General features: G+C 57.0%; 11 protein-coding genes. 8 read left to right on the top strand and 3 right to left on the bottom strand.

The genetic code is table 11. The features are described 5' to 3' along the window. The first annotated feature begins 33 nt into the window (after nucleotides 1–33). The 8 genes from BN4275_RS03395 (at nucleotide 34) to cls (ending at nucleotide 10229) form a co-directional block, all read left to right on the top strand. On the top strand, nucleotides 34–2727 hold the full coding sequence (locus tag BN4275_RS03395) for an FtsK/SpoIIIE family DNA translocase (protein ID WP_066453885.1): 2694 nt from the start codon (nucleotides 34–36) through the stop codon (nucleotides 2725–2727). A gap of 849 nt (nucleotides 2728–3576) precedes the next feature. Next, nucleotides 3577–5532, top strand: a complete 1956-nt coding sequence (locus tag BN4275_RS03390; RefSeq protein WP_079988036.1) for a YgiQ family radical SAM protein — start codon at nucleotides 3577–3579, stop codon at nucleotides 5530–5532. A 15-nt stretch (nucleotides 5533–5547) separates the two neighbouring features. Then, nucleotides 5548–5751 (top strand): helix-turn-helix domain-containing protein, encoded by a 204-nt coding sequence (locus BN4275_RS03385; protein ID WP_066453883.1) that lies wholly within the window; start codon nucleotides 5548–5550, stop codon nucleotides 5749–5751. Between the two features lie 199 nt (nucleotides 5752–5950). Beyond that, nucleotides 5951–6169, top strand: a complete 219-nt coding sequence (locus BN4275_RS03380; RefSeq protein ID WP_066453881.1) for a helix-turn-helix domain-containing protein — start codon at nucleotides 5951–5953, stop codon at nucleotides 6167–6169. Between the two features lie 24 nt (nucleotides 6170–6193). Then, nucleotides 6194–6412, top strand: a complete 219-nt coding sequence (locus BN4275_RS03375; RefSeq protein WP_066453878.1) for a helix-turn-helix domain-containing protein — start codon at nucleotides 6194–6196, stop codon at nucleotides 6410–6412. Beyond that, complete coding sequence (locus tag BN4275_RS03370) at nucleotides 6412–7344, top strand: ComEC/Rec2 family competence protein (protein WP_066453876.1); 933 nt, start codon at nucleotides 6412–6414, stop codon at nucleotides 7342–7344. Before BN4275_RS03375 ends, BN4275_RS03370 begins: the two co-directional genes overlap by 1 nt. A gap of 160 nt (nucleotides 7345–7504) precedes the next feature. After that, nucleotides 7505–8512: a UDP-glucose 4-epimerase GalE gene (gene galE, locus BN4275_RS03365; RefSeq protein ID WP_066453873.1), complete on the top strand. Its 1008-nt coding sequence runs from the start codon at nucleotides 7505–7507 to the stop codon at nucleotides 8510–8512. Between the two features lie 169 nt (nucleotides 8513–8681). Further along, complete coding sequence (gene cls, locus BN4275_RS03360) at nucleotides 8682–10229, top strand: cardiolipin synthase (protein ID WP_066453869.1); 1548 nt, start codon at nucleotides 8682–8684, stop codon at nucleotides 10227–10229. Nucleotides 10230–10407: 178 nt separating this feature from the next. Here the strand turns inward: cls and BN4275_RS03355 are convergent, their stop codons facing one another. Genes BN4275_RS03355 through BN4275_RS03345 form a run of 3 tightly spaced genes read right to left on the bottom strand, consistent with a single transcriptional unit; the run spans nucleotide 10408 to nucleotide 13992 of the window. Then, on the bottom strand, nucleotides 10408–12747 hold the full coding sequence (locus tag BN4275_RS03355) for a DUF6449 domain-containing protein (RefSeq protein ID WP_066453866.1): 2340 nt from the start codon (nucleotides 12745–12747) through the stop codon (nucleotides 10408–10410). Then, nucleotides 12722–13621: an ABC transporter ATP-binding protein gene (locus tag BN4275_RS03350; protein ID WP_066453864.1), complete on the bottom strand. Its 900-nt coding sequence runs from the start codon at nucleotides 13619–13621 to the stop codon at nucleotides 12722–12724. Before BN4275_RS03350 ends, BN4275_RS03355 begins: the two co-directional genes overlap by 26 nt. After that, nucleotides 13618–13992: a GntR family transcriptional regulator gene (locus BN4275_RS03345; RefSeq protein ID WP_079988034.1), complete on the bottom strand. Its 375-nt coding sequence runs from the start codon at nucleotides 13990–13992 to the stop codon at nucleotides 13618–13620. The genes BN4275_RS03350 and BN4275_RS03345 overlap by 4 nt, the downstream gene beginning before the upstream one ends. Between the last annotated feature and the right edge of the window lie 122 nt (nucleotides 13993–14114).

The raw sequence follows: 14114 nt of genomic DNA, 5'->3' as shown, positions 1-14114 counted from the left end.
TTTGAAACTCTCTTTTGCATCGGAGGACTGTTCATGGCTACAAAATCATCCACGCGCTCCCGCTCGAAAAGCGCCGCGACCCGCAAACGCAACGCGGCCCAGCAGCGCGCCCGCAAACAGATGCGCGCGCTGGTGCTCTTCGCCGTCGGTATCCTGGTGGGGGCGCTCACTTTGATCGAAGGGGCCAGTGTCTGGCAATGGCTGCATAACACCCTGTTTGGCATCTTTGGATGCGGCGCCATTGCGGTGGCAGCACTGCTCATCTACATAGCCGTCCTTGATACGCAGGACAAGCCGGTCGCCGCCCGCGCCTGGGAAGGAGGCCTGCTTGTTGTCTTTTTCTGCGGCGCGTGGCAGATCTTCAAGATGGGCGCGCCGGTCACCGAGGACGCGCATGTGATGGACATGCTCATCGAATCGATCCTCATGGGCATCAAGGGCGAAAGCGGCGGTTTTGTCGGCGCGGTGGTCGGGCTTCCGCTCCTTACATTTTTTGACAAGCTCGGTGCGGGCATCATCATCGTCCTCGCACTCTTTGTGCTTATCATGCTGATGACCGGCGGCACGCTTATCGGGCTTGCGCGCGCCGCGCATAAGCCGGTTCAGAAGATCGGCGAGTCCTATGCCGAACAGATGCAGCGTCAGGAGGAGCGCCGTGCGCAGCGCGCAGCCGCACCCGCGCAGAAAAAACGCACAATCGACATCCCGCTCGACGAGCCTCCCCGGCGCGGTAAAAATCAGCCGGCTTCCGATGAGCCTGCGCAGCCTGCGGCGGCCGAAGGCATCCCTGCCGCTGCGGCTCCGCAGGTTGCTTTGGCGGACGCTCCCGCACAGCATGCGCCCAAATTTGACATTGACATTCCGCTCGACGACAACTTTGAGCCGGACGCGGTCGGCGGCTTCTCCCTTTCGGTTTCGGACGAGCCGATGCAGTTCGTGCCGTCTCCCGAACCTTCGATTGATGAGCTGGTACATAAGGCAGCAACCGAAACTGGCAAATTCGCCTTCAAGGCGGACGAGCCCATACAGCCCGAAGTGGTTTCCGTGCCGGAATCCGTTTTGGAAAAAGCGTCGGAGGAGACCTTCTCAAGCAGCCTGAACCTGCCGCCGTTGCTCGACGACGACCCGGTTCCGCTTGAACATCCCGAGCCCGGTCAGGCCGCCCCTTCCGAGCCGCCTGCCGATAAAGGCAAACCGGATGAGGGCATCCAGCTTGAGCTGGCACAGGAAGCTTCGATCCCTGTCCAGCCAATCTACATAAAACCATCGCTCGGACTTTTGCGCGAACCGCGCCAGAAGGCCGGTTCGAATGTGACCGACGAAATGAAGCAGAACGCCCAGCGGCTGGTCGATACGCTCGCTTCCTTCGGCGTGCAGACCCGCATTGTGGATATCTCCCGCGGCCCGGCCGTCACCCGTTATGAGCTTCAGCCGTCCGCCGGTGTAAAAATCAGCCGGATCACAGGCCTTGCGGACGACATTGCCCTGAATCTTGCGGCGGCGGGCGTGCGTATTGAAGCGCCGATCCCCAACAAGGCCGCGGTTGGCATCGAGGTGCCGAACAAGGTCATCAGCGCGGTTTCGATTCGTGAAATCATCGATTCTTCCGAATTCATGGACGCGAAAAGCAAGCTCACCGTGGCGCTTGGCCGGGACATTGCGGGCAACACCACTGTGGCGGACATCGGTAAGATGCCGCATCTGCTGATCGCGGGTTCGACCGGCTCGGGCAAATCGGTCTGCATCAACTCGATCATCATTTCCCTGCTCTATAAATCCACGCCCGACGAGGTGCGGTTCCTCATGATCGACCCAAAGGTGGTTGAGCTTGGCGTCTACAACGGTATTCCACAGCTGCTTGTGCCGGTCGTCACCGATCCAAAAAAAGCGGCGGGCGCGCTCTCCTGGGCGGTCACTGAAATGCTCAAGCGATACAAACTCTTCGCGGACAACTCTGTGCGCGATCTCAGCTCCTATAACCACCTGGCCGAAAAGACCGAAGGCATGCAGAAACTCCCGCAGGTGGTCATCATCATCGACGAGCTGGCCGACCTCATGATGGCCGCGCCCAATGAGATTGAGGATTACATCTGCCGCCTCGCGCAGATGGCCCGCGCCGCGGGCATGCACCTGATCATCGCGACCCAGCGGCCTTCGGTCGATGTCATCACCGGCGTCATCAAAGCGAATATTCCTTCACGTATCGCCTTCGCGGTTTCGTCGCAGGTTGACAGCCGCACCATCCTTGATATGGGCGGCGCGGAGAAGCTGCTCGGACGCGGCGACATGCTCTTTAACCCGGTGGGCGCGCCCAAACCGGTGCGCGTGCAGGGCTGCTTTGTCACCGACGAGGAGATTGAAAACGTCATCGCATTTATCAAAAACGACGCCACCGCCGACTACGATGACAGTATCGTGCAGGAGATCGACAACCATGTCGTAGCGGGCAAAGGCGGCAAAGGCTCCTCATCCGATTCCAGTTCAAACGGTGGGGACAGCGACGAGGACGAAATGCTCATGCCCGCGATCGAATGCGTCGTGGAGGCTGGCATGGCTTCCACTTCCCTGCTTCAGCGCCGCTTGAAGCTCGGCTATGCACGGGCTGCGCGCATCGTGGACGAGATGGAAGCGCGCGGTATCGTCGGCCCGTTTGAAGGCAGCAAACCCCGTCAGGTGCTCATCTCGCCCGAACGCTGGGCCGAGATGAAGCTCTCTCAGCAGGAGTAGCTCCGCAGGGTGACTTTCTTGCTCGTGCAAGAAAGTCACCAAAGAACACGCCAAGGGGGAACCCCTTGGAACCCCACCGCCGCAAAACAAAGCGGCGGCCGTGCTCTTAGGCTTCGAGACCTGCGCCGCAAGCGATCCCAATGAAACGATCAGCTCAGGACTGATGGCGACGTTTCGCGCTCCCCGGTCATGGGCCAGGGGAAATCTGGCGGATGGCGGCGTTTTACGCTCCCCGGTCATGGGGCAGGGAAAATCTGTCGGACGGCAGCGTTTCGCGCTCCCCGGTCGCGGGCCAGGGGAAATCTGGCGGATGGCGGCGTTTTACGCTCCTCGGCCGTGGACCGGTTGAAAGCCCATGTGGACACAGCGTAATGCGCGGCCCGCAGGGCCGCGCATTCAAAATCCGTTTGTCCTTATTCGGCGCAGCCGGTTTTCGCAACGGTTGCGAAAACCCGTCCCGCGCGTCATTGCGAAGCGCGCGCGGCGCACTTCGTCTCGTCTGAGCAGATTGCGCGCGATCTTTGCCGCAGGCAACGAAATCGCGCGCATGGGGCCGCGGGGTGTCCCCGCGTGTCCTTCTTTGGTTCCTTTCTTGGACAAGCAAGAAAGGAACTCCGGGCGCGCGAAGGGCGCAAATTAAAGCGTCGCCTCAATATTTTCACCACATATGGCTAAAATTGGGAATTCGCTATATGTTTTATGGTAAGATAACGATTGAGGTGATTTGAATGATCGAAAATACAAAGTATTTGCAGCAAATGGGCGTGGATGTCATATTTCGTCTGATGCAAATCTTCCACGTGCCGTCCGCGGAACTCTTCATTCTGCACTGAAAGAAAGGAACATACCATGTTTTTGCCGCTCACCCAAAAAGAAATGAAAGCCCGCGGCTGGGACGAAGCCGATTTCATCTGCGTCACCGGCGACGCCTACGTCGACCACCCGAGCTTCGGCATTGCGATCGTATCCCGCCTGCTCGAAAGCCTTGGCTACCGGGTCGCAATGATCTCCCAGCCGGTTTCGGACAGCGATTATACCCGCTTCGGTGCGCCGAAATACGGCTTCTGGGTGACTGGCGGCAACATCGACTCGATGGTCGCGCACTACACCGCTGCCAGGCGCAAACGTTCGGACGACGCCTATACCCCCGGCGGCAAGGCGGGCCGCCGTCCGGACCGGGCCACCACCGTCTATTGCAATAAAATCCGGGAACTCTATCCCGATTCTCAGATTGTGATCGGCGGGCTGGAGGCGTCGATGCGCCGGTTCGCCCATTACGACTACTGGGCTGACACGGTCCTGCCTTCGATCCTGTTGGACAGCAAAGCTGACCTGCTCATCTTCGGGATGGGCGAAAAGCAGACCGAAATCATTGCGCGGGAACTTGCGGCCGGCACGCCCGCAAAGGAAATCCGCTGCCGCGGGATTTGCTACCTCACCGACCAGCTCGGCCTGCCCACCGACGCGGTTTCGGTCGCCTCCTTCCAAAAGGTGAAGGAAAACAAGCTTTCCTATGCGAAAGCCACCCATACCGAGATCGAGGAACAGGACGCGGTGCGCGGGCGCAAGATCATCCAGAAACAGGGCGACAACCTCTTTCTGATACAGACCGAGCCGATGCCGCCGCTCTCGACAGAAGAACTCGACGCGGTGTTTGCGCTCCCGTTCGAGCGGATGTACCATCCCTCCTATGAAGCGCAGGGCGGCGTCGACGCGATCAAAGAGGTGGAATTCTCGATCATGCACAACCGCGGCTGCTTCGGCAACTGCAACTTCTGCTCAATTGCGTTCCATCAAGGGCGTTCCGTGACCTGCCGCAGCAAACAATCCATCCTTGCCGAGGCCGAAAGTTTCACCCGCAACCCCCGTTTCAAGGGGATTATCAGCGACGTGGGCGGCCCGTCGGCCAACTTTCGGCACCCCTCCTGCAAAAAGCAGCTCTCCAAAGGCCTGTGTGCCGAACGCAAATGTCTGGCGCCCACGCCATGCCCGGCGCTGGAGGTCGACCACAGCGAATATCTCGACATCCTGCGCGATTTGCGGGAACTGCCCGGCGTCAAGCATGTATTTGTCCGATCCGGGCTTCGCTACGACTACATGATGCTCGAACGCGACGACCGCTTTATGCGTGAGCTGCTCGCGCACCATGTGAGCGGCCAGCTCAAGGTCGCGCCGGAGCATTGCAGCCCGAATGTGCTCGACTGTATGGGAAAGCCCCACATTGAGGTGTACGAACGGTTTGCCGAGCGTTTTTATAAGCTCACCAAACAGGTTGGAAAGGAGCAGTACCTTGTCCCCTACCTGATTTCCTCCCACCCCGGTTCAACTTTGAAGGACGCGGTCAACCTCGCGCTGTTCCTCAAACGCAACCGCATCCGCCCGGAGCAGGTGCAGGACTTCTATCCCACGCCCGGCACCGTTTCGACCTGCATGTTCTATACCGGCCTTGACCCGTACACCCTGCGGCCGGTCTATGCCCCTTCCTCGCAGGAGGACAAATGGCTGCAGCGTTCGCTGCTCCAATACTTCAAGCCGGAAAACCGCCGCGCGGTGATGACGGCGCTCAAAAAGGCCGGCCGTGAGGATCTCATCGGGACCGGGCCGAACTGCCTCATCGCGCCGGACCGCGAAACGCTTGAACGGCAGAAAAACGCCGAGCGCCGCCGCGAAACGGAAAAAGCCCTCAAGCAGCGGCAGGACGGACGTGTCCGCGGGCGTAGCCGCGAACGCAACGACCGCTCGGTCGGAAAGGCGAAAACCGGAAAGAACAGCCGCTACGCGAAGGTCAACCGCGGCGGGCGGTAATGGGAAGGTTTCGATATGGTACGTATTAACATTCTGGAATTGCTTGCACAAAAGGGAAAAAGCAGATCCTGGCTGGGCAAGCAGTTGGGGATGGGCGGTCAGAACCTGAACAAAATCCTCTATGGAAAAACAAAAGGTATCCATTTCGAGACCATCGAAGCACTGTGCCAGGTGCTTGAATGCACGCCGAATGATCTGTTTTGCATCGACGACGAATAGAAGGGGGCCCCACGCGCGCGGCGTGTGGGGCCCCCTTCGTTTGCTCCAGCCGTTTTAGGGAGACGACGTGGATCGACTACAGTATAACATGAATTTAAACATTATGCAATCTATTGATTACTATATTTTTTCGGACTACATGTTTAAATGGTGTATTTATTAATATCATATTGATAAATATGCTATGGGGAGATTTTATATGATCCGATTGAATGCGTTGGAAATCCTTCAGAAAAAGGGAAAGACGAAATATTGGCTCGCAAAACATCTTGGCACCAGTGGTCAAAATCTCAATAAGATCCTTTATAACGAAACCCGTTCGATCCGTTATTCGACCATCGAGGCGCTCTGTCAGATCCTCGAATGCACCCCGAACGATCTTTTCGTTATCGAACCCGACCAACAGGAACATGCCTGATGCACTGTAAATGGAGGATTCTTTATGATTCACATGAACGCTTTGGAAATTTTAAAGAAAAAGGGAAAGAGTAAATACTGGCTTTATAAACAGCTGGGCATCAGCGGCCAGAACGCAAACCGCCTGCTTTATAACGAGACCCGTTCGATCCGTTATTCAACCATCGAGGCGCTCTGTCAGATTCTCGAATGCACCCCGAACGATCTGTTCGTCATCGAGCCCGACCAGCCGGAGCACGACTGATGCGCCGCAAGCAGTCAACCATCACCCTGCTTATAATTTTGACGCTCGTGCTCATCAGCATGGGGATTGTCCTGTCCTACGGCCCGGACGCCGGGTCTGCCATCGACCGGCTCTATCAGGCTGCCGGGCTTTCCGGCACGCCCGCCCCGATCGACGCGCGGCTGTCGGTGCATTTCATCGATGTCGGCCAGGGGGACAGCATCCTGATCCAGACCGCCGGGCAGAACGTCCTGATCGACGCAGGCGACCCCGACCACGCCGAAACAGTCGTCGATTATCTTTTCAGCCAGGGCGTAAAGCGGATTGATCTGCTGGCCGCAACCCACCCGCACGCCGATCACATCGGCTGTATGGCCGATGTGCTGCGCGAATTTCCTGTGGACAAGGTGCTTTTTTCGGAGGTGCCCGGGGAGATCCTGCCGACAACCAGGACTTATGAAATCCTGCTCGACACGATCGCTGACAAAGGCCTGCGGATCACCCGCGCAAAAACCGGGATGCAGTATGCTCTTGGGGAAGGCGCGGTGCTCACTCTGCTGGGCCCTGTGGAGCACGATCAGGAGGAGCTCAACGACACATCTCTGGTTTTCCGGCTCGACTATGGCGAAACGACCTTCCTGTTCACCGGCGACGCGGAAAAGGAGAGCGAAAACAGCCTGCTGGAAGCCTACGATGCCGGGGAACTGCGGGCCGACGTGCTCAAGCTGGGTCATCACGGGTCCAGTACCTCCAGCCAGGCAAAATTTCTGCGGGCTGTCAACCCTTCCGCCGCCGTCGCGAGCTGCGGCTATGAAAATTCCTACGGGCACCCGCATGCCGAAATTCTGCGGCGGCTCGATTCGTTTGGGATCATGCTTTACCGCACCGACCGGGACGGTACGGTGGTTTTCTGTTCGGATGGCGTAAGCCTTGAAGTCCTGACTGAAAAATAAGGCTGTGAAAAACCCGATTGCGGTTTCCGCGCAAATGTTGCGTGTTTATGGACATTTGTTGCATGATTGCTCGAATCCATTGACATTGGCAAAGGCGGAAACTATACTGAAATCACAGAAAGCAAAGCGTTTCACCCGTTTATGATAAGGAGGCTTTCCTATGTCTATTTTAGTCACCGGCGGAGCCGGATATATCGGTTCCCACACCTGTGTGGAGCTGCTTAAGGCGGGGCGCGACATCGTCGTGCTCGACAATTTCTCAAACTCGAAACCGGAGGCGCTGCGCCGCATCGAAAAGATCACCGGCAAGAGCTTCAAATCCTATGAAGTCGACCTGCTCGACCGCGAAGGCGTCGAACGCGTTTTTGCGCAGAATCAGATTGACGCGGTCATTCATTTCGCGGGTCTCAAGGCAGTGGGCGAAAGCTGCAAGATTCCGCTCAAATATTATCACAACAATCTGACCGGCACGCTGGTGCTCTGCCAGGTGATGGAGAAATTCGGCTGCAAAAAATTCGTCTTTTCCTCCTCCGCCACCGTCTACGGCATGCACAATCCCGTCCCGTTCAAGGAGGATATGCCTCTTTCAACCACCAATCCGTACGGCACCACCAAACTGTTCATTGAAAAGATCCTCACCGACCTGCACGAAGCCGATCCCACCTGGAGCGTGGCGCTGCTGCGGTACTTCAATCCCATTGGCGCGCATGAGAGCGGCCTTTTGGGTGAAGACCCGAACGGCATCCCCAATAACCTTCTGCCATACATCTCCCAGGTCGCGACCGGAAAGCTCGATGATCTGGCTGTTTACGGCAACGATTACGACACCCCGGACGGCACCGGCGTGCGTGACTATATCCACGTTGTCGACCTCGCGGTTGGGCATCTGAAAGCGCTCGACTACATCGCGGACAAAAACGTCGTTGAAGCGATCAATCTCGGCACCGGCCACGGCTATTCGGTTCTCGATGTCGTACACGCCTTTGAAAAGGCCTGCGGCTTCCCCATTAAACATCACATCGCCCCGCGCCGGCCCGGCGACATCGCCACCTCCTATGCCGACTGCACCCGTGCCAAGGAGCTGCTCGGATGGACGGCCCAGCGCACCATCGACGACATGTGCGCCGACAGCTGGCGCTTCTCGAAGCAGAACCCCAACGGGCTCTAACCGGCCGCCTTTTTCAACCGCCCTCCACATCTCCCAATATTGTCCATGGACCGGCCGCCGGTTTGCGGCCGGTCCATCCTTTTTATACGTCCTTGAATCTTGATAGAAAGCTGTTATAATAGATAAAATAAAGGGGTTGCATCCAGGTAAAAAAAGGGGGGTACTTCCCATGAAGAATAAAAAAAAGCTGCATATTAAATCGGTGTTCAGCTTTCTATTCAGCAAAGTGGTCATTGTGGCGCTTCTGATCCTTGTCCAAGGCGGCGTACTGCTCGCGGCGATCATCTGGCTCAGCGAATACTTTGCGGCCGTTTACGCGGTGCTGCTCACACTGAGCATCGGTATCGTGGTCTGGCTCATCAGCAAGGACGAAAACCCGTCCTACAAACTCGCATGGGTCATCCTTCTGATGTCTTTCCCGATCTTCGGCGGCTTTTTTTATCTGATGTTCGGCAACAAAACGCTTCCAAAGCTGCTCACCCAGCGGATTGAGCGCGCCGAGCAGGACACCCGCCGCGGATTTACCGCGCCGGAAAGTTATATGGACGAACTGCAGGGAGCCTGCCCGCGGTTCACAACCATTCCGAACTTCTTGCGCAACACAACCGGACTGCCGCTTTGGCGCGGCACCCAAGCCGAATACTTCCCGCTTGGAGAGCATATGTGGAAGCGGATGCTCGAGGAACTGCCCAAATCAAAGAAGTTCATCTTCATGGAATATTTTATCCTCGAAGAAGGGGAAATGTGGGACCCCATTCTCGAGATCCTCACGCAAAAAGCCGCCGAAGGCGTGGACGTGCGTTTCATGTATGACGACATCGGCTCGATCCAGACCATCTCCAGCCGCTATCCGGGCAGGCTGCGCGCGCGTGGGATCAAATGTGTGCTTTTCAACCCGTTTCGTCCCCACCTCAATTCGATGATGAATTACCGCGACCACCGCAAAATCACCGTCATCGACGGCAACGTCGGATTCTGCGGGGGCATCAACCTTGCGGACGAATATATCAACACCTACGAAAAACACGGCCATTGGAAGGATACCGGCGTGATGCTCAAAGGCGACGCGGTGTGGAATCTGACCTCGATGTTTCTTTCTCTCTGGAACTTTTCCGTACCGACCGATGACGACTATATGCGCTTCCGTCCCACCCTGAGCTGCGACAGCGACGGTTTCGTTCAGCCGTTTGGAGACAGTCCCCTCGACCGCATCAACGTTTCGGAAGAAACCTATATGCAGATCATCAATCGGGCAAATCGCTACGTCTACATTACAACGCCCTACCTCATCCTCGACAATGAGATGGTCACAGCGCTCCAGTCGGCGGCGCGCAGCGGCGTGGATGTGCGGATTATAACCCCGCACGTCCCGGACAAATGGTTCGTGCACGAGACGACCCAATCCTTTTATCAGCCGCTGCTCGACGCCGGCGTGCGTATCTATGAATATACGCCCGGGTTTGTCCATGCAAAGATGTATGTGGCGGACGACGAGATCGCTATTGTTGGCACCGCGAATATGGATTACCGCAGCTTTTATCTGCATTTCGAATGCGGCGTCTGTTTCTATAACGCGCGGGTCATCGCCGATGTACGCGACGACATCCTCCAGACTCTGACCGTCTGCCAGGAAATCCCGAAGAACTATCTGCGGCACGTCCCGGTGCTGCGCCGGATCATGCGCGCCTTCCTGCGCCTCTTCTCCCCGATGATGTGAACCCAATGCCGTCTCGCCGCCTGGAGCCCGATGGCACGCGTCAAGGGGAAAACAGGCTGGCCCTTTCCCCAGGTTCCATCCCGGCAAAACGTCTTTTCGTCCTGAGCGCGCAAAGGCCCCTTCCGAAAGCTTTCGGAAGGGGCCTTTTTTCTATGCTGGAGAGAGAGGTGAATCAAATTCAGGGAGCAATGGAACCTTTCAGGAAGGTCTCCATTTCAAACTGACTGCGCATATGTTCCGGCAGGCGGGAAAGCGGGACCAGCACCGGGGTACCGGTGGCCGCGCCGTCAAAATAAAAGTTCGCGTAGACGAGCGGTTCCCCAACCGCATAGCTGCCGACCATCGCGTCCGCCATCGCCTGGATGTCACCCGGATTTTCAAACAGCGCGGTCACTTCATAGCGGCCTCTGGATTGCAGGAATTCTTCCATTCCGATCCGTTCCGCCTCTTCAGTCCAATTTTCCCGTTCACTCCGGATGTTTTCGCGGGTGTATTCCAGCTCCTGCGCGGAGAACTGGTAGTCGCCAGGCGACATCTGCGCGATCGCGGAATAGTTGTTGCGGTAGCGCCCACCGCCGGCGCCGTTGTCCACAATCGCCGACACTGCGACGCAGTCATCGAGATCGACCTCGATTCCGCTGAGCAGGCCCTTCTGCTTGAGGAACTGATAGGTCTGCTGTTTCTCGCTGGAGATGAGGAACTGTCCGGATCTGGCCGCGCGTTCAGCCGGCGTCTTTGGCAGGTTCGCTGTGAAGGAAAGATATGCCACCGGCGTTTCAGTGGGATACCGCAGCTCATCCAGCGTCATCGCGGAAAGATCCGTCCGGATCGCTTCGAGCAGCGCGCTGGAATCCGCGGGCGACAGCAGGTGCTTCACCCGGTTTTTACCGTACAGGTCAGAGATTTCCCATTCAATGATGTTGGAGGGATCGGTAAAGAATGCCGGATGCCGCTGGGTGAGGAACTCCGCGTTCGTTTCGAGCGGCGCGAGCTTCGACATGGTTTCCGCGTCGACTGCATTATAGGTACGAGTCAGCTTGCCGCCGCCCTGCAGCCGATAGGTGATCTCCGTGTTGGTCCACATGACCGGCACGTCGCTGTCCTCCATGTACCCGGCGCGGTCGTATCCTTTCCCGACCGCGTCGGTATGGAAGGCGCGTATCGCATCGATGGCCTGCGGATCGGTCAGCGTGACTGTGCGCAGGCTGTTTGTACGCAGGTCCCCGTCATAATCTATATCCGGACCCACCCGGACAGCATATCCATCGTAACGGCCAGTATAGTTGATCTCAGCCGAAGTCACCTTCGCGGTATCCGGCACGCGCGTTTCATAACCAAACGCGCCGGTCATTGGGATAAGCGTCCCACCCACAGTGACCGCCACCATCAGCACACCAAGCGGCAGGCTTTTTACCAGCGTTTTAAAGCCCCGATTGAGGATCACTTCTATAATTGCGTATGCAAGGATGCCGCCGATGATCGTCCACATGACAAACGGCATCTGCCCGCGCGGATACGAAATCGCATAGAATACGAATCCAACGCAGATGCCGCTGATCATCGTACCGATCAGCTTGATAAGGATTTGCAGGATACCTTTCGAGGTGGTGGTCTCTGCGGTTTCGCTCGGTCGTTTGCGGTAGAGTTTCATGGTCACAAAGAAGAACGCCGCCGCAAGCAGCAGGTAGACTAAAATAGCAATGTTGCTTTCGGTCAGGGCGCTGATTTCGTCCACCGATCTTGACAGCGGCGCTATCCCCGCATACGGGTTTTCAAACGCGAACCGCGCGGGCATCAGGGTGAGCGGCGAAAGCAGGAAAATGATCCGCATGAAGGCATCGCTGGCTGTAAATCCATAGAGGAACTCGCTGCAGAGCCCCACAAAAAGCCCGCTGAGCACCGGTCCGGAGATAAGCAGTGTACAGGCAAACACAAATGCGTCAAATATCGTACCCACACAGACCGAAACAAACGCGGTCACCATATAAATCGTTGCGGATGCCGCGAACCAACCGAGCATATCCAGCCACAGGTAACCGAATGTGCCTGCATCGAAGCCGAATTTGGCGATCTGAAGCAGCGAAATAAGCAGGTTTGAAACGATCACCGGGATCCACAGCATGCTCATGGCGACCGCAAAGTTGACCCCCAGCAGCGTTTCGCGGCGCAGCGGCAGCGCATGGTAGACGTCGGCGGCCTTTTTGCTGTGCATGTAGCCATTCAGCACAAGCGCGAGCACCAACGGGGCGACCAGCATGATCGCCGAGAAGAAGAAGGCGGAAATGCCGGTATAGTTCAGGCCAAGGCCGCCAAGACTGTATTGGTAATAGGGGTTGTCGTAGCGGATGGCCTCGGCGGCCAGGTCGACCGATTTAAACGCCTCCATCGCGTACTGGAACGGATAGAAGATGCCGATGACGGTGCACAGCAGGGCAAAAAAGCCGATGTTGCGGCGGAAGGTGCTCTTATACAACCCAAGGAACCGGCCGCGCTCAGAATATGATGTTGTTGTAGTCATAACCGACCGCCTCCATTTCATGAATGAATACTTCCTCAAGCGTGAGCGGTACGCCTTCCGCGAATACCGCGCCCTGTTCGAGCAGGTAGGCGGCTGCGTCGGCGCTCGTCCCGCGCACCACAAGATTCACAAGGCTTCCGCTGCGGGACATCTGCATAATATCGAGCTTTTTGAAAATCTGGTCGTCCACGCCCTGCGGAAAGGCCGCGTGCACCTTGCAAAATCCCAGCTTAAGCTCGTCGATCTCCCGCTCGAAGAGTATCTGCCCCTTGTGCAGCAGCCCGACGTGGTCGCACAGATCCTCGAGCTCGCGCAGGTTGTGAGAAGTGATGATGACCGTCATATCCCGGGCGGCGATGTCATCCGAAAGCAACTTCTTCACCGCGCCGCGCATCACCGGGTCGAGCCCGTCGAACGCTTCGTCCAGAAGCAGCAGGTCAGGCTGGCAGGAGAGCCCCAGCAGAAGCGCGGCCTGCCGCTTCATCCCTTTTGAGAAGGTATTGATCTTCTTTTTCGGATCGAGCGGGAAAATCGTGCAGAGCTTTGCATACCGTTCGTCCGAAAAGCCGGAGAAGATCCCCTTATAAAACTTCGCCATGTCGTTCATGCTGGACTGCGGAAGGAAATACAGATCATCCGCCACAAAAAAAGTCCGTTCTTTGACCGCGGTGTTCTCGTAGACCTCTTCCCCATCCACCCTGATGGTACCCCCATCCGGCATATAAACACCCGCGACCAGCCGCAGGAAGGTCGATTTTCCCGAGCCGTTCGAGCCAACCAGCCCGTAGATTGAGCTGTCCCGGATGGTTGTGGTGAGCGAAGAAAGCGCCGTGAAATCACCGAAGCATTTGACCAGCGCGTTTGCCTCAATCATCGTTTCAAATCCTCCTCATAAACCGAATCGACCACCTCGTCCACCTGCCGGCGGCTAAGCCCGGTACGCTTGCCGTCCCGGACCGCCTCGCGGATTTTCCCGAGGTTCTGCGCGCAAAGAATTTTATTCGCGTGGTCGCCGGATGCAATAAAACTGCCTTTTCCAGCCACTGAGTATATGATTCCCTGCCGTTCCAGCTCCTGGTACGCCTTCTGGACAGTATTTGGGTTCACGCCCAGATCCCGTGCCAGGTTCCTGACCGACGGCAGCTGTGCGTCCGGCGCGAGCGCGCCCACCGCGATCAGCTCGGACAGCCGCAGGATGAGTTGCTCATAGATCGGCTGGCGGCTTTGCAAATCCAGTTGCAGCACAGTTCCACCCCTTTTCATATGCTTTTCTGAATCGTTCCTTGTGTATTAGTTCACTTGGTACAGTTAAAGAATACCACATCTTTTTCCAGATTGCAAGCAGAAAGATTCTTTGGCGGGCAGTT

Source organism: Anaerotruncus rubiinfantis, from assembly GCF_900078395.1.
Taxonomy (GTDB): domain Bacteria; phylum Bacillota; class Clostridia; order Oscillospirales; family Ruminococcaceae; genus Anaerotruncus; species Anaerotruncus rubiinfantis.
This window is presented reverse-complemented; position numbering and strand designations above follow the sequence as displayed.

Bases quoted from the DNA above. Each gene is read 5' to 3' on its own strand.
- BN4275_RS03390 (WP_079988036.1), top strand. From the start codon at position 3,577: ATGTTTTTGCCGCTCACCCAAAAAGAAATGAAAGCCCGCGGCTGGGAC.
- BN4275_RS03350 (WP_066453864.1), bottom strand. From the start codon at position 13,621: ATGATTGAGGCAAACGCGCTGGTCAAATGCTTCGGTGATTTCACGGCG.
- galE (WP_066453873.1), top strand. From the start codon at position 7,505: ATGTCTATTTTAGTCACCGGCGGAGCCGGATATATCGGTTCCCACACC.
- BN4275_RS03355 (WP_066453866.1), bottom strand. From the start codon at position 12,747: ATGACTACAACAACATCATATTCTGAGCGCGGCCGGTTCCTTGGGTTG.
- BN4275_RS03385 (WP_066453883.1), top strand. From the start codon at position 5,548: ATGGTACGTATTAACATTCTGGAATTGCTTGCACAAAAGGGAAAAAGC.
- BN4275_RS03370 (WP_066453876.1), top strand. From the start codon at position 6,412: ATGCGCCGCAAGCAGTCAACCATCACCCTGCTTATAATTTTGACGCTC.
- cls (WP_066453869.1), top strand. From the start codon at position 8,682: ATGAAGAATAAAAAAAAGCTGCATATTAAATCGGTGTTCAGCTTTCTA.
- BN4275_RS03380 (WP_066453881.1), top strand. From the start codon at position 5,951: ATGATCCGATTGAATGCGTTGGAAATCCTTCAGAAAAAGGGAAAGACG.
- BN4275_RS03375 (WP_066453878.1), top strand. From the start codon at position 6,194: ATGATTCACATGAACGCTTTGGAAATTTTAAAGAAAAAGGGAAAGAGT.
- BN4275_RS03395 (WP_066453885.1), top strand. From the start codon at position 34: ATGGCTACAAAATCATCCACGCGCTCCCGCTCGAAAAGCGCCGCGACC.